The sequence below is a fragment of the Frankia sp. RB5 genome, from assembly GCF_059816245.1.
Genome location: NZ_JCBATA010000014.1, coordinates 54,766 through 72,485, shown reverse-complemented (window position 1 = coordinate 72,485; position 17,720 = coordinate 54,766). Strand labels below are relative to the sequence as shown.

Here is a 17,720-nt window from a genome sequence, read left to right as displayed (position 1 = left end):
TCGTAGCCGGGTGTGCGGACGACCCTGATTCAGGCGGCGCGGTGTGATCGTGCCCATGTCCATTAACGCGGATTGATGCCGGCCGTGAAGAGGGGGAGTGACGGATTCGGCCGCAAGACCCATACTTTGACGCTCCAGCACCTGGCATGAGCCCGATCGGCCATGCCCGGGGCCGCCCGCAGTGGACGGTGAGCCCGAGCGTCTGGGAGGTACCGGAAACGGCGGGGCAGGCAAGACGCTGTGGGCGGAGGCGGTAATCATGCGGTCCGGGAGACGAGGCGAATCATCGCCCGCTCCGCGTGATATCGCCCACAACTCCCGCGGCTGACCCGAGGGCGTCGTCACCGGTACGGGCTGTCCGTACCCAAGAAAGGTCATGAGAGAGGGGCGTCCGTGCAAACGCTCGAACCCACCAGCCTCGACCTCGACGCGATCGAGGCGGACAAGCTCGCCAAGGGCATCACCCTGAGTCTGCTGATCCCGGCGCGTGGTCCGGACGCGGCTCGGAACCTCGGCGAGATCATCGCGCAGAACCGTCAACGGTGGATGCAGGAACGCGGTGTGCTGGACGAGATCGGCGTGATCGTCGATCCGACCTCGGACGGGGACGAGCACGACCTGGTGCGGATCGCGACGGACGCGGGAGCGACCTGGGTCGCCCGCGGGCAGTCCGTCCTGGAGCGGCACGCGGGTCGGGAACTGCCGTCGACCGGAGGCAAGGCCGGCGCGATGCGGAGTCTCGCGTACCTCGCCTTCGGCAATCGGCTGATCTTTCACGACGCGGATCTGGAAAGCTACGATCCGTATACTGTTGGTGTTCTGGCCGCCGCGACGACCGCCGGCAGCGCGCCGCTGTTCGTGAATGGCAGCTCACGGCGGGTGACGGGTGACGGTCGGCCCGGTGGCCGAACCACCGAGATGCTCCGCTCGTTGTTGTCGAAACAACTTGCCCGGTACGTCCCGTCGATCACGCGGACGATTCAGCCGCTCATCGGGGAGTTCGTGATCGACGCGGACGTCTTCGCGGCGCTGGCCTTCTCCCGCGGCTACGGGGTGGAGACGTCCCTCAAGGTTCTGGCGCTCGATCTCCTGGACTACTCGGACAGCCTGCAGATCGAGCTGCCGATCAAGTACCAGGTCGGCCAGCATTACCACGCGCTGGTGAAGCAGTTCCATGAGATCAGTTTCACAATCGATGTGCTCGAGGCGTACTTCCAGCGCCGGCGGGTCGATCCCCACGTCGCTATCTGGCAGATCGCGGACAACTACGATCTGCTTTTCCCGGGTCGCACCTACGCGTTGCACCGGCCGTCGGGCTACGACGACACGGACTTCGTGCCGCGGCTCGGTTTCTATCAGCCACTCGCCACGGTTCCCGCCTACCAGGCTCGGCTGCCGGAGATCAAGAGCTCCCGGCGGGTGGCCCTGGACGCCCTCGGCCGGCGGATGCGCACCTCGGCCTGACGCGGCGCCGCCCGGGCCGCGTGTTCCCCGTCATCCACCGACGGGGGCACGCGGCCCCGCCGCCTTCTCCTGCCGGTACGCCTGCGCGAAGGCGTCGGCCATCTGCCGGTCGAAGAGCTCCTCGGGGTCGTTGAGCGCCATCGGGAGGTGCCCGAACACCTCGAGCGCCAGGAACCCGTGCAGCTGGGTCCACACCGCGAGGCACACGGCCATCTCGGCCTCGCCGATGACCGCCATCCCGTGGTCGTGGGACCAGGCCCGCAGGCTGGCCCGCATCGTGGGGGTGAGTTCGGCGTCGACGTGGCTGGCGTCGACGAGATCCGCCTCGATCGCCTCGCTCATGCACCGGAACAGCACCGTCACCGACCGCCGCAGCTCCTGGGCCACCCGCCCCTCGCAGTAGCTGCTGGCGGGGACCTGCGGGCCGAAGATCAGGGCGTACTCGATCGCGTGGTCCAGGGCCCAGCGCCGATGCGCCCGGGCCACGGCCAGCCAGCGGTCCATGTGCCGGTCCGCGGGGGCGGCGTCGAACGCGTCGGTCAGCGCGTCGGCCAGCGAGCCGAAGGCGTCCGCGGCCAGCTCTGTCAGCAGCACCTCGCGGCTCTCGACGTAGCGGTAGAGGGCCGAGGGGGCCATGCCCATCGCGCGCGCCACCCCCCGCAGGGACAGTCCGCCGGCACCGAGCTCGGCCAGCTGGGCGTGGGCCGTCCGCTTGATCTCGTCGAGGGTGGCTTGCCGCAGGCGCTCGCGGCGAGGGATCGGACTACTCACGGCGTCATGCTCCGCTCAGAGTGTGAACGCTGTCAATTATGCGTCAGGGCGCCCTTGACATGAACGCCAGTCGCGAACACTGTTCTCTCTAAGGTCGCCCCATCTGTGGAGGATTCCGTGTTCTCTCCCTTGGTGGCGCTTGTCACGCGCCGACCACGCCTGGTACTCGTCGTCACCGTCGTCCTGCTCCTCGGCGGGGGCGTGCTCGCGTCCACTGCCTTCGGGAAGCTGCAGAACGGGGGCTTCGACGATCCGGCATCGGAGTCGACCCGGGCCGCGGACGAGATGGACGCCCACTTCGGCGGTCACCCGAACGTGCTGCTGCTCGTCACCGCCCGCACGGGCGACGCCGACGACGCCGCGGTCGCCGCCGCCGGCCGCGCGGTCACGGCCGACCTGCGGTCCCAGCCGGGCGCCCGGGACGTGGTCTCGTACTGGACCGGCGGCGGGACCGCGATGCGTTCCCGTGACGGGCTGTCCGGCCTGGTCGTGGCCAGCGTGAAGGACGACGACCAGGCGGCCGACATCGTCGACCGCTACCAGTCCGCGAGGAATGAGTCACCGGCGGTGACCGTTCGGGCGGGGGGTGCGGCGGCCGTCGGCGAGGACATCGGCGCGCAGGTCGCGAGCGACCTCGCCGTCGCCGAGTCGATCGCGATCCCCGTCACCCTGGTGCTGCTGGTGCTGGCCTTCGCCGGCGTGGTCGCCGCGCTGCTGCCGCTGGGCATCGGGCTGCTGGGCGTCGTCGGTGGCTTCGCCGCGCTGTCGGTGATCGGCAGCCTGACCGACGTCTCGATTTTCGCGGTGAACCTGGCGACCGCGTTCGGCCTCGGCCTGGGCATCGACTACTCCCTGCTGATGGTCAGCAGGTTCCGTGAGGAGCTCGCCGCCGGTCGCGACCGGGCGGACGCGATCGCGGTGACGGTCCGCTCCGCCGGGCGGACGATCCTGTTCAGCGGCGCGACGGTGATCGTGGCGCTGGCCGTCATGCTGCTGTTCCCGCCGTTCTTCCTGAAGTCGATGGCGTACGCGGGCATCTCCGTGACGCTGGTGGCGGTCGCCGCGGCGGTCGTCGCGCTGCCCGCCCTGCTGATGCTCCTCGGTGAGCGGGTGAACGCGCTGCGCGTCGGTGGCCTGATCGGGCTGGCGCGCCGCCGCCGCGCTCGGCGGGCCGGATCCGTGACGGCGGGCGGTTCCGTGACGGCGGGCGGTTCCGTGACGGCGGGCGGTGCCGTGGGGGAGGGCGCTTGCGCGGCGGAGGGCGTGGCCCGTGGGGGCGAGGTGCGCGAGGCCGCGGAGTCGCGGTTCTGGCGGTGGGTGGCCGCGTCGGTCATGCGCCGCCCGGTCCTGACCGGACTGCCGGTGATCGCGGTGCTGCTCGTGCTCGGTGCTCCGTTCCTGCACGTCAACTTCGGCACGCCGGACGACCGGGTGCTGCAACCGGGCTCCGCGTCCAGCCGGACCGTCGGGGACGCGCTGCGCGAGCAGTTCCCCGCCGACCTCAGTGGCGCGCTCGACGTGGTCGTACGGGCGCGGGACACCGGCTCGGTCGACCGCACGGTGCTCGCCGGCTACGCCGCCGACCTGTCGCGGCTGCCCGACGTGGCCCGGGTGGACAGCGCGCTTGGCACCTACATCCGGGGCCAGCGGACGCTGCCCCCCGATCCGACCAGCGCCCGGTTCACCGCGCCCGGCGCCGACATGCTGCAGGTCGTCCCCGCGGTGGACTACGCCTCCGGCCGCGCGCAGGCGCTCGCCCGGGCCGCCCGGGACGTCCCGCCGCCGGCGGCCACGACCGCGCTCGTCGGTGGCGCGCCCGCCGTCCTGGTGGACGGCAAGGACACCATCGCCGACCGGCTGCCGCTCGCCCTGGGCCTGATCGCGCTGGCGACCTGCGTGCTGCTGTTCCTGTTCACCGGCAGCGTCCTGCTGCCGATCAAAGCGATCGTGCTCAACGGGCTCACACTGTGCGCGGTGTTCGGCGCCTCGGTGTGGATCTTCAGTGACGGCCACCTGTCCGGCTTGCTCGACTTCACCCCGGGGCCGCTCGACACCTCCATGCCGGTGCTGCTGTTCTGCATCGCCTTCGGCCTGTCGATGGACTATGAGGTCTTCCTGCTCTCCCGGATCAAGGAGGCGCACGACGCCGGGGCCGACAACGCCGAGGCGGTCACCGCGGGCCTGGCCCGGGTGGGCCGGATCGTGAGCACCGCCGCCGCGCTGCTCGCGGTCACCTTCATCGCGTTCGGGACGTCGTCGGTGCGGTTCATACAGATGTTCGGGATCGGCACCGCGCTCGCCATCATCCTGGACGCCACCCTCATCCGGGGGGTGCTCGTCCCGGCGCTGATGCGCGTCGCGGGCGGCGCGAACTGGTGGGCGCCGCGCCCGCTGCGGTACCTGCATGACCGGATCGGGCTGCACGAGTACCAGCCGCCGGCCGTGCCGAGCGCCCCGGCCCAGCGCGACGCGGCGAGCGACGCCCCGGCGCCCGGCGTGGTCAGCGAGGCACGGCCGTCCGCGGGCTGAGCCCCCGGCGAGCGCGGCTGGCCGCGGGTCAGAAGCGCTCGAAGCCACGCCGCAGCTCCCAGTCGGTGACAGTCCGCTCGTAGCTGGCCAGCTCCACCTCGCCCGCGTGGGCCAGATGGGCGACCACCCGCTCGCCGAAGGCCGCCTCGGCGAGCGGGCTGGACCGCCACCGGTCGACGGCCTCGCGCAGCGTCGAGGGCAGCGGCGGCAGGTCCGGCATGGTGAAGGCATTGCCGACCCGGCCGGGTTCGAGCGTCAGATTCCGCTCGATCCCGTGGCGGCCGGCCGCGATCATGCCGGCGACGGCCAGGTAGGGGTTGGCGTCGCCGCCGGGCACCCGGTGCTCGATGCGCAGCCCGCCGCCGGCACCGACGACCCGCACCGCGCAGGTGCGGTTGTCCCGGCCCCAGCTGACGCCCGTCGGCGCGAACGCACCCGGCGCCAGCCGCTTGTAGGAGTTGACGTTCGGCGCGAACAGCAACGTGAAGTCCGCCATGCACGCCAGCTGCCCTGCGACGAACGACCGCATCATCGGCGACATCCCGTCCGTGCCGTGCGGGGCACCCCCAGGCGCGGTCGGCTGGACGGTGGACGGTGACCGGTCCGCCGCGCCGGCGCCGGCCCGTGCGGGGGACGCGGCGAAGACCGGCGTGCCGTCGTCCACCGCCCGCAGCGACAGGTGGACGTGGCACGAGTTGCCCTCGCCCGTGTCGTACTTGGCCATGAAGGTCAGCGCCTGGCCGGCGGCGGCGGCCAGCTTCTTCGCGGTCGTCTTGTACAGGGCATGGTTGTCGCAGGCGCGCAGCGCGTCGGCGTACCGGAAGACGATCTCGTACTGGCCCGGATGGACCTCCCCCCGGGCCGACTCGACCGCGATGCCCGCGCCGGCCATCGCCTGCCGGATGCGGCGGGTGAGCTCGTCGAGGTCCTCGGTGCCGAACAGCGCGTAGTCGATGTTGTAGCGGCTGGCCGGGGTCAGGCCCGACCACGAGCGCCGCGCCGCCCGCCGGTAGGACTCGCGGAAGACCAGGAACTCCAGCTCCGTGCCGGCGTGGGCGGACAGGCCGGCGTCGGCGAGCGCGTCGAGCTGGCGGCGCAGCACCGAGCGGGGGGCCACGTCCACCGGGGAACCGTCGGGCCAGAAGGCGTCCGCCATGACCACGGCCGAGGCGTGCCGCCAGGGGGCCCGGCGCAGGCTGGTCAGGTCCGGCCGCAGCCGCAGGTCGCCGAAGCCGTCGTACCAGGGGGTGCGTGGATACCCGCCGTTGTCCGGCCGCATGTCGACGTCGACCGCGTGCAGATAGGTGCAGGCGCCCAGTCCCTGGCCGAGCACCTCCCCGGACAGGTGCTCGGGGGACACACAGCTGCCGACCAGCCTGCCCTGCAGATCGACGGTGGCGACGATGACCTCGTCGACCGGGTCGGCGCCGGTCAGCAGCTCCCGCAGATCCGCCACGGCCGGCAGGGCGGGTGAGGCGGGCGCGCTGGGCACGGCGGGCACGGGCGGCCGCTCCGAGCGGGCGGGTGGGATCGATGCCGGCATCGACGTCACGTCTACTCCGTTCGTTTCACGGTGCCGCCGGTTCGGGCGGTGTCCCGCCCGCCGGGACGATCGCCACCGGGTTCACGACCGTCCCGTCCATCAGGTCGAACCCGCCGTCGCGATCCGCCCGGTCGTGGAACCCGGCGCCCGCGAACTGCTCGCGGTTCAGGCAGACCCGCTCGAAGGCCGGACGGAGCAGGGCGACGTCCTCGAAGCGGTCACGCAGCTGCGGGAAGCGCCCGTGGTACTCGTCGACCTCGTGCCGGACGAGTCGCCAGAACTCCTCCTCCTCGACCCGGAGATGATCCGCCACCAGCACCGAGAAGTAGCGGAAGTGGCCCGCGAACACGGCGGACAGCACCGAGTGCGCCAGCACCCGGCCCGGCCAGCGACGGCAGTACCGCTCGACCGGCGCGGACAGACCCGACGGTTGTGCAGGGACGCCCTCGACCAGTTCGATGTCGGCGCCGAAGTCCTTGATCGCGATTCGGCAGGGCAGGCCGTCCGCGTCGAACACGCACAGGACGTTCTCGCCGTGCGGGGTGAACGCGACGCCGTAGCGACAGAGGTAGTGCAGCAGCGGTGGCAGCAGCGAGGTGAGCAGCGCCGAGATCCACGCCCGTGCGGGCCGGCCCGACCGGGCCACCAGCTCGGTGACCAGCGCCCGTCCGTCCGAGCCGACCATGAGCAGCGACGCGAGGCTGCGGACCCGCTCGCCCGGGGCCAGCAGCCCCTCCACCGGATCGCGCCAGAGCACCCCGAGCAGCTCGTGCAGCCGGTAGGGCGCCCCGGGCAGGGTGCCGTAGACCGGATGGGTCACCGCCGCGCCGGCCACCTCGGGCAGCGGCAGCACCGCGGTGACGTCCCGCAGGAACGGGTCGGACTCCCGCAGGTCGAGCAGCCAGCGGGACACGGCCGGGCCGGCCGCGGCGTCCGCCGCCGACATCCCGCGCCACACCAGAGTGTTGCGGATCATCAGCGCCAGCTTGACGTTGCGGCGCTCCGGGTGGTCCACGTTGGCGAGGGTGCGCACCGCCTGCAGGGGGAGGTAGCGGTCCGGCGCCTCGCCCAGCGGGACCAGCCCGCCGGCGGCGAGCTCGGCGGCGAACATCGGCACGATCACGTTCTCCCACTGCCACGGATGCACGGGCAGCCACACGTAGTCCGCGGCCAGCCCCGCGAGGGTGGTGTCCGCCAGCGCGCGGGCCAGGGCGTCGGTGAACCGGGCGCGGGTCGGCTCGTCGAGCTCCTCGCGCAGCAACGCCGCCTGGTCCGATCGGGCGGTGCCGTCGGCGTGCGTCGGCCCGGGACCGGCCACCGGCGGGCGGGGAGCACCGTCGCCGCTTCGCCGCGGGTCACCGGGGTCCGGATCGGACTCGCCGGTTCCGATCGCGTGGAAGATCCCGAGGCGCGGATGTGCGGCCACCCAGCGCAGCCGGAACGGCGCGCGAGCCTCGGGGGTATATCGGTCGACCGCGGCGCCGAGGCCGAGCCGACCCTTGTTCGCGACGAGGCAGGGGTGGCCCGACTGATGGCCCTCCAGCGCGGCGAAGGGCAGGTCGGCGAGCTCCGCGGCCGACCGTGCGGTGGCCAGCAGGCGCTCGTCGGCCGTCTGGGTCGCGACGAGGTCGCGCACCACGTCGGCGAGGACGTCGTCGCTCCAGCCGAGCAGCTCCCGGACGTCGAGCAGGAAGCGGACCGGGTCGTCCGCGCTCTCCGTGTCCTCCGCCGCGACCGTGTCCTCCGCCGCGACCGTGTCCGCCGCGTCGACGTCCGCCCCGTCGACCGTCGGGGTGGCGTGATGCGGGTCAACGGTGCCGTGCGTCCCGGCGGCGTCAACCGCCCCGGCCGCGCGGGTGCCGGCGGCCGTGCGGCGCAGGCTGGCCGGGTCGATCCACCAGGAGCCGAAGGTGCCCCGCCGGGCGCGGAACCGATAGACGGCCGTGGCGGCCGAGACCCGGTAGCCGCGGCTGGGGCCCCGCCCGATCGGGGGAGGATCCTGGGAGATCGCGGCATGGTCCTCCGGCTCGTCCGGTTCGGGCGAGAGCAGCTCCTCATAGGCCAGCTCGGCGAGCAGGCGGGTCAGCAGCGCGCGGCCGGCCCGCTGCCAGCCGGCCGCCCCCGGCCGGGTCCGGCCCTCCGTGGCGTGGGTCAACGGTTGGCCTCGTGCAGGACGGCGTCATGCCCGGCGGCGCCGGCCTGGCCCGATCGGGGGCCGCCCGGATCGGGGTGGGCCTGGTCCGGTTCGGTGGGGGCGCCGAACGTCGTGAACGCGGACGGCGGCGGGAGCCGGTGGGCGCGCCCACCGGTCAGGTCGTCGAGGATCACCGCGGCGCGCCAGGCGCCCAGCCCGAGGTCCGGCGCGCCGACCCCGTGGGTGTGCAGCTCGGCGTTCTGCACGTAGACGCGGCCGGTCAGCTCCGGGTCCGTCGCCACCCGGTAGCGGCGGTCGATGCGCAAGCGGCCCTGGCCGTCGAGGTCGAACCGGTCGGCCACCGGGTCGAGCGGTGCCGGCCGGCGGGGGGCGTACCCGGTCGCCAGCACCATCGCGTCCGCGGTCAGGGTGAAGTGGCGGTCCTGGTCGCGGTGGTGGCAGGTCAGTGTGATCGGCCCGTCCGGCGCGGCCTGGGCGGCGGCGCGTACCTCGACGCCGGGCAGCAGGGTGGCGGCGGCGTCGGCGCCGTCGATCGTCCGCTCGTAGAGCACGTCGTAGATCTGCCCGATCGTGTCCACGTCGATGGCCCGGTGCAGCTGCCACTGGGCGGGCACGAGGGCGTCCCGGCGCCGCGGTGGCAGGCCGTGGAAGTAGCGGACGTGGTCGGGGGTGAACTGCTCGAGGCCCAGCTTGGAGTACTCCATCGGGGCGAACGCGGGCGTGCGGCTGATCCAGGTGAGGTGCTGGCGCTCGGGCCGCTGGGCGCGGAGCAGGTCGGCGAACACCTCGGCGCCCGACTGGCCCGAACCGACCACGGCGACCCGCCCGAGCGGGGCCAGGTCCGCGCGTCGTTCCAGATACCGCGCCGCGTGGAACGCCCGGAGCGGGCTGACCGCGGCGAAGGCGGCGGGCACGCTCGGCTCGGTGCCGATCCCGAGGACCACATGCCGCGCCGACACCACCCGCGTCGACCAGGCGGCCCCGCGCCCCGTCTCGTCGCGCCCCATCTCGTCGCGGGCCGTCTCGTCGGGTGAGGCCCCGGCCGGGGGTGCGCAGCGGCTCAGCGCGATGCGGAACAGCCCCGCCTGCGCGTCCCAGCGGACCGCGTCCACCCGCACCCCGAAATGGGTGCTGGCGAGACTGTCGGCGACCCATCGGCAGTAGGCGTCGTACTCGCGGCGGGGGATGTGGAACCGCTCGTAGAAGTAGAAGCGGAACAGGCGGTCGTGGGCCCGCAGGTAGGCCAGGAACGACCACGGGCTGGTCGGGTCGATGAGGGTGACCAGATCGGCCAGGAACGGCACCTGCAGGGTGGCGCCGTCCAGCAGCAGCCCCGGATGCCAGCTGAACACCGGCGCCTGGTCGAAGAACGCGGCGCGCAGGCCCGGCACCCCGTCGGCGAGCGCGGCGAGCGACAGGTTGAACGGACCCAGCCCGATGCCCACGAGGTCGTGGACCGGGTCGTCCCGGTCGTCCCGGTCGCCGCGCGACGCCGGCACGACCACCGCGCCCGGCGGCGGGTCATCGGACGGGAAGGGGATGCGCGACGTCACGGTGCGGCCTCCAGCAGGGGGTTGGTGATCCGTACGTAGACCGACTGGGTGGCCACCGGCCCCGTCAGCTCGTCCCGGCCGTCGACGCAGGTGCGCAGGTTGGCCTTGCAGGGCAGCGTCGCGGCGGTGAGCAGGGTGTGCGCCAGCCGGAGCCGGCCGGCGGGTACGCGGTCCGGCTCCTGGTCCGGACGGGCGGGGTCGGCGAGCCGGGTGAGCAGCGCCCGTACCCGTCCGAGCAGACGGTGCTCGTCGGCGACACCGGCGGCCCCCAGCGCCCCGACGACGGCGAGGACGTTGTTGATGATCAGGTAGTAGGCGACCCGCTCGGCCACCAGGTCGTCGTCGAAGACGAGATCGAGGCCGTCGGCACAGCCGGGGATCAGGTGCTGCGCGCTGGCGGCCGCCGACGCCGTCACGTAGTAGCCCTGGCTGTCGCGGTACCAGCCGGCGACGGGCCAGCCGTCGGCGTCCACCGTCAGCAGGGTGTTCTGCAGGTGTGCCTCGACCCCCACCCCACAGCGCAGGTAGAGGTCGAGCACCGGGGCGACCAGGACGGCCAGGTACCGCTCGAACCAGCTCACCGCGAGGTCCTCCACCGGCTCGTTGCCGCGCTCGGCCCGGCGGAGCAGGAGCACCGGCAGCATCGCCGCGCGGGCCCGGCCCCGGCTGTCCGCCGCGAGGTCCGGCCGGGCGGCGACGAGCGCCGACAGGCACACCGCCCGGTCGGTGGCGCCGAACGGGTTGACGCGGACGGCGGTCTCCAGCCCGATCGCGGCCCGCGCCGCCGGCCGGTCCGGATGGGTCACCGCCACCCACGCGGGCTCCCCGATCAGGTGGAACGCCGGGTGACGGGCGGCGAGCGGGTCGCCGAGGCCGGCGTCGAACAGGCGGCTGACCATCTCCGCCAGGCGCAGCTCCCCGAGCTGGAGGACCCGCCGCGAGTTCGTGATGCGCAGCCCGAGGGAGAGCTTGAGCATGACCGGGCTGTCCGGCCGCCAGACCGTCCGCAGGGACGTCGTGGGGTACCAGCGCGGCCCGGACACGCCGAGGTCGACCAGACGCCCGTCGGCGAGCAGCTCGGCGGCCGCTCCCTCGCCGCGTCCCGTCAGCTCCGCCGCCTGCCACGGGTGTGCGGGCAGTATCAGGTAGCCGGGCGGGACGTCGACGCCACCGGACAGGTCCGCGAGCAGCTCGGCGAGCCCGGCCTGGCGGTGTCCCCCCTCCCACTCGGGCATGGAGCCGACAGCGGGGCGGCGCGCGGTCGCGGCGGTGTCGCCGGACCGCCGGACAGCCGTGCCCAGTCGCGGTGCCGTCCCGGAGGTGGCGACGGCGTCGGGATGGGCGGCGAACCAGTGCAACGCGAAGGACCCGGCCCGTTCGGGGGAGTACACCGCCATCGCCCGATCCGACGCGCCCTGCCGGCTCTGCGCCGCCGGGTGGAACGGATGGCCGCTGACCGACGCCTGCTCGGCGGCCAGGAACGGCGGTGGCCGCTGGCCCGTTCGGGTCCCCGCCGCCCGGCGGGCCTCGAGGTGGCCGGCGATGCGCCGAGCAGAGTCGATCATCCGGCCGAGCGCCTCGGTGCCGGCGGCGGCCGGCAGGCCCCGTGCCGCGGTGACCTCCCGCACGAGCAGGGCCGCGAGCAGGCCCGCGTCGAGCGTCGACGGCTCGCCGCCGGGGGACACCAGCTCGACCGGGCCGAACCGGTGCCACCCGCAGACCGACCGGTGGCTGATGGCGGCGCGGACCGACAGGCCCGAGGCAGGCAGCTCGAAGCGGGCCGTCCGAGCGCCCGGGGGAAGGTCGATTCCGGCCTCGCGCAGCCAGCAGCGCAGCAGGGTCTCCAGAGCGACGTCGTCGGCGACGTCCGTGGCGGCGGGCGGCTCGCCGCCGGTCATCGGCTGGCCCGACCGGCGGGGGCGTCCCCCGCGCTCAGCCGGTCGCCGGTCGCGAGGACGAGTCCGATCAGCGCGTCGACATCGGCGGGGGTGGCCTCCGGATTGAGCAGGGTCAGCTTCAGGTGGATCGCCCGGTCGGGCCCCACCCGCGTCCGGCCCACCACCGCCCGGCCGTCGACGAGCAGCGCGCGCCGGATGCCGGCGTTGAGTGTGTCCAGTGCCGCCGGGCTCGCGCTCTCGCGGTGGCGCTCGCTCTCGCGGCCGCCGCCTGGCCCGGTCGGAGCGGGCGGACGGTAGCGGAAGACGACCGTGGTCAGGGTGACCGGGTGCGCGAGCTCGAGCCGGGGTTCGGCGCGGATGGTCCGCTCGGCGTGCCGGGCGAGCTCGTGGCAGGCGTCGACGCGGGCGCCGAGTCCGTCGCGGCCGAGCGCCCGCAGCGTCACCGCGATCGGGAAGGAGTCGGCCCGCCGAGTGGTGCGCAGCGAGCGGTCCAGCAGGCTGGTGAAGCCGGCCGCCTCGTCGTCGTCGGAGCGCAGGTACTCCGCGTCCGGGGCCCGCAGGCTCGGCCAGCCGTCCGGGCGGGGGGTGAGGAAGACGCCGGCCGGAATCGGCTGCCAGCCCAGCTTGTGCAGGTCGAGCGCCACCGAGTCCGCCTGGGCGATGCCCGCGAGCAGGCCGTCCAGCCGCTTGGAGAACAGCACGCCACCGCCGTAGGCGGCGTCCACGTGCAGCCAGCCGAAGGCCGCCGGATGACCGGCCGGGCCCGCGCCGTTCGGGAGATGCGCGCGCGCCTGCCCGCACAGCCGGAGACGATGTTCCTCGACGGCCGCGGCGATCTCCGGCAGCGGGTCGACGGCGCCGGCGTCGGTCGTACCCGCCGTGGCGACGACGACGGCGGGCCCCGCGTGCTCGGCCAGCGCCCGGCGTAGCAGGTCGACCCGCATCCGGTCCCGCTCGTCGGTGGGCACGGCCAGCACCGGCGGGTCGTCCAGGCCGAGCACGGCGGCGGCGCGGTCGACCGACAGGTGCGCGGCGGCCGAGCGGAACACCCGGATCGTCGGCCTCCGCGCGGCGTCCCGGGCGAGCAGCAGGCCCATGAGGTTGGACTCGGTCCCGCCGGTGGTGATCGTGCCGGCGGCGAGCGCGGGATCGAAGCCGACGAGGCGCGCGAGCGCGGCGATTACCTCAGTCTCGATGGTGGTCGCCGCCGGCGCCTGGTCCCACGAGTCCAGCGACGGGTTCAGCGCGCTGACCGCGAGGTCGGCGGCGACCGCCACGGCGAGCGGGGGGCAGTGCAGATGGGCGGCGCACCGGGGGTCCGCCGGATCGGCCGAGCCGGCGGCGAGCGCACCCGTCAACCGGGCCAGGGCCACCGCGGGCCCGTCGCCGATAGCGGGGATCACCATGGCCCGGTCGAGGGAGGCGCCCAGCGCGTCCCGGACGTCCGCGCGCACCCGCCCGGGGCCGCCGGCGGGCAGAGGGCCGCCCCGGCGGCGGCGACCGTCCGCCAGCGCGGCCAGGACCACGTCGACGAGCTCGGTGAGATCCGGGTCGGAGCCGGGCGGTCCGGTCACCGGATCCCGCGTCCGGACTCGTCGACATGGAGGTCGGGGTGGGACCGGACGGCCGCGCCGATCGCGTCGGCGAGGATCGACAGCGCCCGCTCGACCTGGTCCGGGGTGATGGTCAGCGGCGGTAGGAGCCGCACGACCGCGCTGTGCCGCCCGCCGAGCTCGACGATCAGGCCGCGGCGCAGGCACTCCGAGCGTACGGCCGCGGCGAGCCGCGGGTCGGCGGGACGCGCGCCGACGGTGTCCGCCGGCCCGGACGGATCCACGATCTCCGCGCCGAGCATCAGGCCACGGCCGCGGACGTCGCCCACCTGCGAGTACTCCCGCGCGATGTCCACCAGGCCCGCGAGCAGACGCGCGCCGAGCCGGCCGGCCTGCTCGTCGAGCCGGTCGGCGCGCACCCGGCGCAGCGTCGCCGTGCCCGCCACCATCGCGAGCTGGTTGCCGCGGAAGGTGCCGGTGTGCGCGCCCGGCGCCCAGCCGTCCAGCTCGGCCCGGTAGGCGATGACCGCCATCGGCAGCCCGCCGCCGATCGCCTTGGACATCACGAGGATGTCGGGCGCGATGCCGCTGTGCTGGGTGGCCCAGAGGCGCCCGGTGCGGCCGACCCCGGTCTGCACCTCGTCCAGGATGAGCGGGATGCCCCGCCGCCGGGTGATCTCGCGGATGGCGCGCAGCCAGTGGTCGGGCGCCGGCACCACCCCGCCCTCGCCCTGGACGGCCTCGACGATGAGCCCGGCCGGGCTGGTCACGCCGCCGAGTGGATCATCCAGCAGCCGCTCGATGTAGCGCAGGGAGAGCTCGACGCCGTCCGGCCCGGCCGTGCGGGTGGGGCCGGAACCCACCCCGAACGGGCACCGGTACGGGTGGGGGAACGGCAGCCGTACCACCGAGCCACCCGGCGGCAGCGGGCTCTTGACGGCGACGTTGCCGGTCACCGCCAGCGCACCCGCCGTCATGCCGTGGTAGCCACCGGTGAACGCGAGGATGGTGTGGTTGCCGGTCGCCGTCTGGGCGAGCTTGATCGCCGCCTCCACCGCGTCGGCGCCGCTCGGGCCGCAGAAGTGCAGCTTGACGTCGTCGCCGAGCCCCGACGGCAGGCAGCCGCGCAGTTCCTCGGTGAACGCGTCCTTCTCCGGGGTCGCGAGGTCGAGAGTGTGCAGTGGCGCGCCGCTCGCGAGGGTGTCCGTGATGGCCCGGACGACGTCGGGATGGTTGTGCCCCAACGCGAGCGTGCCGGCGCCGGACAGGCAGTCCAGGTAGGTGCGGCCGTCCGCGCCGTGGATCACGGAGCCCTGCGCGCGGACCGGCACGATCGGGAGGGTGCGCGCGTAGGTACGGGCGGCGGACTCCCGCGCCTGCTGCCGCTCGAGGATGCCGACCGGGTCCACGGCGGGGGCGATCCGGCCGACGTTCGCGCCGTTTCGGGTGGAAATCGTCATATCGGGCGACTTCCTTTCGACGCGGGTCAGGTGGAGGGGAGCCTAACCTAAGAAGCGGGATGATCGTCGCTACCAGCGAAGTCGGGGTAGCGCGGAGCACCGGCGGGGGATGCCTCTCATAGTCCGCCCCGACGCCCCGCGTCGTCGCGAAATCGCAGCTCCTGGGACGAGCTCGGCGCCTCGCCGGCTCTCCCGCCCGGGAGTGCGCAAGGTGAGGAGGCCGCCAGATGGATCTGCCACCGTCCGCGGGGGGACTGCGCGCGTTGCGGGCGGAGCGGCTGCCGGCCGAGGTGCTGGCGGCGGTGCGCGCCCGCGACGGCGAGGACGAGGACGAGGACGAGGAGACGAGCGTCTACCTCTATGATCCGGCCGTCGCGGCGCGCAACGCCGCCGCCCTGCGTTCCTGCCTGCCGGGGTGGGCCGAGGTCTACTACGCGGTGAAGGCGAACGGTTACCCTTCGGTGCTCGACGCGCTGCTGCGCGGTCCGGACAGCCCCGCGGCGGCGGACGGTCCGAGCGACGCCGCTGCGGCTGCCGGGGCGGACAGCGCTGCCGGGGCGGACAGCGCTGTCGCGGCGGGCGGCGCTGCCAGGGCGGGCGGGCCCGGTGGGGTGGAGGGGTTCGAGGTCTCGTCCGAGCGGGAGGTGCGGGCGGCGTTGGCCGCCTTTCGCCGGGTGGACCCCGCCCGCTCGCCCCGGCTGGTGGCGTCCGGGCCGGCGAAGTCCGCGGCGCTGCTGGCCGCGCTGGTCGAGGCCGAGGCGGTGGTCAACGTGGAGAGCGTGGGCGAGCTGCGGCGACTGGCGGCGGTGGCGGCCCGGCTGGGCCGGCCGGCCACCGTCACGGTGCGGGTGAACCCGGCCCGGGTGCGGCTTGCCGGTGCCCTCCAGATGGGTGGGCGACCCAGCGCGTTCGGCGTGCCCGAGCCGGAGGTGCCGGCGGTCCTCGCGGTGGCCGCGGCCCTGCCCCAGCTGCGGGTGGTGGGATTCCATGTGCACGCCGTGTCCGGCAACCTCGACGCGGACGCCCATCTGGACTATGTGCGATGGTGCCTCGACTTCGCCGGGCGGGCCGCCGCGGCCGCCGGGATCGACCTGCGCGTGATCGACGTGGGCGGTGGCTTCGGAGTGCCGTTCGAGCCGGACCGGCGCGGCGAGCGCCCCTTCGACCTGGAACGCTTCGGTGCCGGCCTGGCCCGGCTCCCGGTGCCCGCCGGGGCCCGCGTGCTCTTCGAACCCGGACGGCTGCTCGTCGCCGACTGCGGCTGGTACGCCGCCGAGGTGGTCGACGTCAAGCACTCGTACGGGACGGACTTCCTCGTCCTGCGCGGCGGCATCCACCACTTCGCCCTGCCGACCTCCTGGGAGATCGTGCACAACTTCGCGGTCGTCCCTTGCCCGGCGCCCGCGGGCCAGCACCGGCCTGAGGGCGCGGTGGCGCGCGATGACCGCCCGGTCACGGTCGTCGGGGAGCTGTGCACCCCGGAGGACACCCTCGCCCGCGACATTTTGGTAGGCCCGGTGCGTCCTGGGGACGTCGTCGTCTTTCCCATGGCCGGGGCGTACGGCTATGAGTTCGCCCTCGCCGAGTTCCTCGGCCATCCGCGGCCCCACCGCCTCGCCGTGCGGACGGTGCCGACGGCGCGCGGCGGCCTCACAACAGCCGGGTCGTGATCGTGTTGGACGTGCCCCGCATGCCCGCTCGGCGCCCGGCCGGCGACCCCACGCCGGGCAGGCGGTCACGCGCGGGAGCGGACGACAGCAGGGCGGCCCGCGGCGGCGCGGACTCCCCATCCGGCGACGAGTCCGCCGGGGAGCCCGCTGATCGGGCGGACCCGGGCCTCGCCGATCCGTGACCGGCGGCGCCGTGACCGGCGGAACCGCGGCCATTGGGACCCCGGCCGGAGGGTCCGTGACCGGTGGGACCGCGGCCGGGGGATCCTCGACTCGCCCCGGGCTGGGCGTCACCGGCATCGGGTGACGCGGCCGGGTCCGGCACGATCTCGGCGCCCCTGCCACGGGGATCCGGACCACCGTGCGGATCCGTCGGACGTGGCACCACCGCGCCGTCCGCGTCAAGTGCGGGGCCCGGGGGGACGACCGGCACCGGCAGGTCGAACCACAGGTACTTGCCGCCCTCGGCGGCCACCGTCCCCCAGCTGCCGGCCAGCGCGTCGAGGACGAGCAGGCCACGGCCGCCCTCGGCGTCGGGAGCGGCGGTGCGCCGCTGCGGCAGCGCGGTCGAGGTGTCGGACACCGAGGCGTGGATCAGCCCGGGCCGCATCTCGATGAACAGCCACAGCGGTGGTTCGCCGTACTTCACCGCGTTCGTCACCAGCTCGCTGACGAGCAGCTCCGCCGTGCCGCGGACATCCTCGGGAAGCCGAGCGAGCCGTATGCCCTCCCGCAGCACCCGGCGGGCCTGCGGGACGGCGGAGGGAAGATAGGGAAGCTCGGCGAGGATGTGGGTCGCGGGTGGGCAACTTGACGTTGCCTGCCGCACCACGTCCATCGGTACCGAAGACGCGCTCATCGACCACCAAGCCTGAACAACGAGGACATCGAGTTTCGGTGTACCCGCTGGGGGCGGATTGAAGCGTCGGTATCCGGATCGCGACGCTTGTGTCGATGCCAGCCGGGCATTCGATCTTGCCGGGCGCGGCCGACCTGCGGTTTCGCGCGTCGAGCAGGACGAGCCGGCGGCGGGGACGTGACGATCGTCGCGATCCGCCGGACTCGGCCGGACTCGGCCGGACTCGGCCGGTCGTGCTCGCGGGGGCGGAGACCGCCTGGCAGCG

Annotated in this window: 11 protein-coding genes; 3 read left to right on the top strand and 8 right to left on the bottom strand. The window is 74.3% G+C overall.

Annotated elements, in window-relative coordinates:
• The first annotated feature begins 393 nt into the window (after positions 1–393).
• The gene (locus tag AC6EXY_RS09655) at positions 394–1,464 is read left to right on the top strand and encodes a glycosyltransferase family protein (RefSeq protein WP_101833571.1); all 1,071 of its coding nucleotides are present in this window, start codon (positions 394–396) and stop codon (positions 1,462–1,464) included.
• A gap of 30 nt (positions 1,465–1,494) precedes the next feature.
• On the opposite strand, the gene AC6EXY_RS09650 is transcribed toward AC6EXY_RS09655, so the two are convergent.
• Positions 1,495–2,235, bottom strand: a complete 741-nt coding sequence (locus AC6EXY_RS09650) for a TetR/AcrR family transcriptional regulator (RefSeq protein WP_101833572.1) — start codon at positions 2,233–2,235, stop codon at positions 1,495–1,497.
• A gap of 117 nt (positions 2,236–2,352) precedes the next feature.
• Between AC6EXY_RS09650 and AC6EXY_RS09645 the strand changes: the two genes are divergently transcribed.
• Positions 2,353–4,764, top strand: coding sequence for an MMPL family transporter (locus AC6EXY_RS09645; RefSeq protein WP_101833573.1), 2,412 nt, complete (start codon positions 2,353–2,355; stop codon positions 4,762–4,764).
• A gap of 28 nt (positions 4,765–4,792) precedes the next feature.
• Here the strand turns inward: AC6EXY_RS09645 and AC6EXY_RS09640 are convergent, their stop codons facing one another.
• The 6 genes from AC6EXY_RS09640 to AC6EXY_RS09615 are packed head-to-tail and all read right to left on the bottom strand — an operon-like array spanning position 4,793 to position 14,926.
• On the bottom strand, positions 4,793–6,307 hold the full coding sequence (locus tag AC6EXY_RS09640) for a glutamine synthetase family protein (RefSeq protein WP_499817029.1): 1,515 nt from the start codon (positions 6,305–6,307) through the stop codon (positions 4,793–4,795).
• A gap of 25 nt (positions 6,308–6,332) precedes the next feature.
• Positions 6,333–8,462, bottom strand: coding sequence for an IucA/IucC family protein (locus AC6EXY_RS09635; protein WP_499817003.1), 2,130 nt, complete (start codon positions 8,460–8,462; stop codon positions 6,333–6,335).
• Positions 8,459–10,015, bottom strand: coding sequence for a lysine N(6)-hydroxylase/L-ornithine N(5)-oxygenase family protein (locus AC6EXY_RS09630; RefSeq protein ID WP_101833575.1), 1,557 nt, complete (start codon positions 10,013–10,015; stop codon positions 8,459–8,461). Before AC6EXY_RS09630 ends, AC6EXY_RS09635 begins: the two co-directional genes overlap by 4 nt.
• Entirely contained in the window at positions 10,012–11,913 is a 1,902-nt protein-coding gene (locus AC6EXY_RS09625) for an IucA/IucC family protein (protein WP_101833576.1), read from the bottom strand. Before AC6EXY_RS09625 ends, AC6EXY_RS09630 begins: the two co-directional genes overlap by 4 nt.
• On the bottom strand, positions 11,910–13,487 hold the full coding sequence (locus AC6EXY_RS09620) for a pyridoxal phosphate-dependent decarboxylase family protein (protein ID WP_101833577.1): 1,578 nt from the start codon (positions 13,485–13,487) through the stop codon (positions 11,910–11,912). The genes AC6EXY_RS09625 and AC6EXY_RS09620 overlap by 4 nt, the downstream gene beginning before the upstream one ends.
• Complete coding sequence (locus AC6EXY_RS09615; protein ID WP_101833578.1) at positions 13,484–14,926, bottom strand: diaminobutyrate--2-oxoglutarate transaminase family protein; 1,443 nt, start codon at positions 14,924–14,926, stop codon at positions 13,484–13,486. Before AC6EXY_RS09615 ends, AC6EXY_RS09620 begins: the two co-directional genes overlap by 4 nt.
• Positions 14,927–15,153: 227 nt before the next feature.
• Here AC6EXY_RS09615 and AC6EXY_RS09610 point away from each other — a divergent pair, with 227 nt between their 5' ends.
• Positions 15,154–16,596 (top strand): alanine racemase, encoded by a 1,443-nt coding sequence (locus AC6EXY_RS09610; protein ID WP_101833579.1) that lies wholly within the window; start codon positions 15,154–15,156, stop codon positions 16,594–16,596.
• Here the strand turns inward: AC6EXY_RS09610 and AC6EXY_RS09605 are convergent.
• Positions 16,577–17,455 carry an ATP-binding protein gene (locus AC6EXY_RS09605; protein WP_101833580.1) on the bottom strand — a complete coding sequence of 293 codons (879 nt, stop codon included), beginning with the start codon at positions 17,453–17,455 and terminating at the stop codon, positions 16,577–16,579. The two genes, AC6EXY_RS09610 and AC6EXY_RS09605, sit on opposite strands and share 20 nt — an antisense overlap.
• Positions 17,456–17,720: the final 265 nt, after the last annotated feature.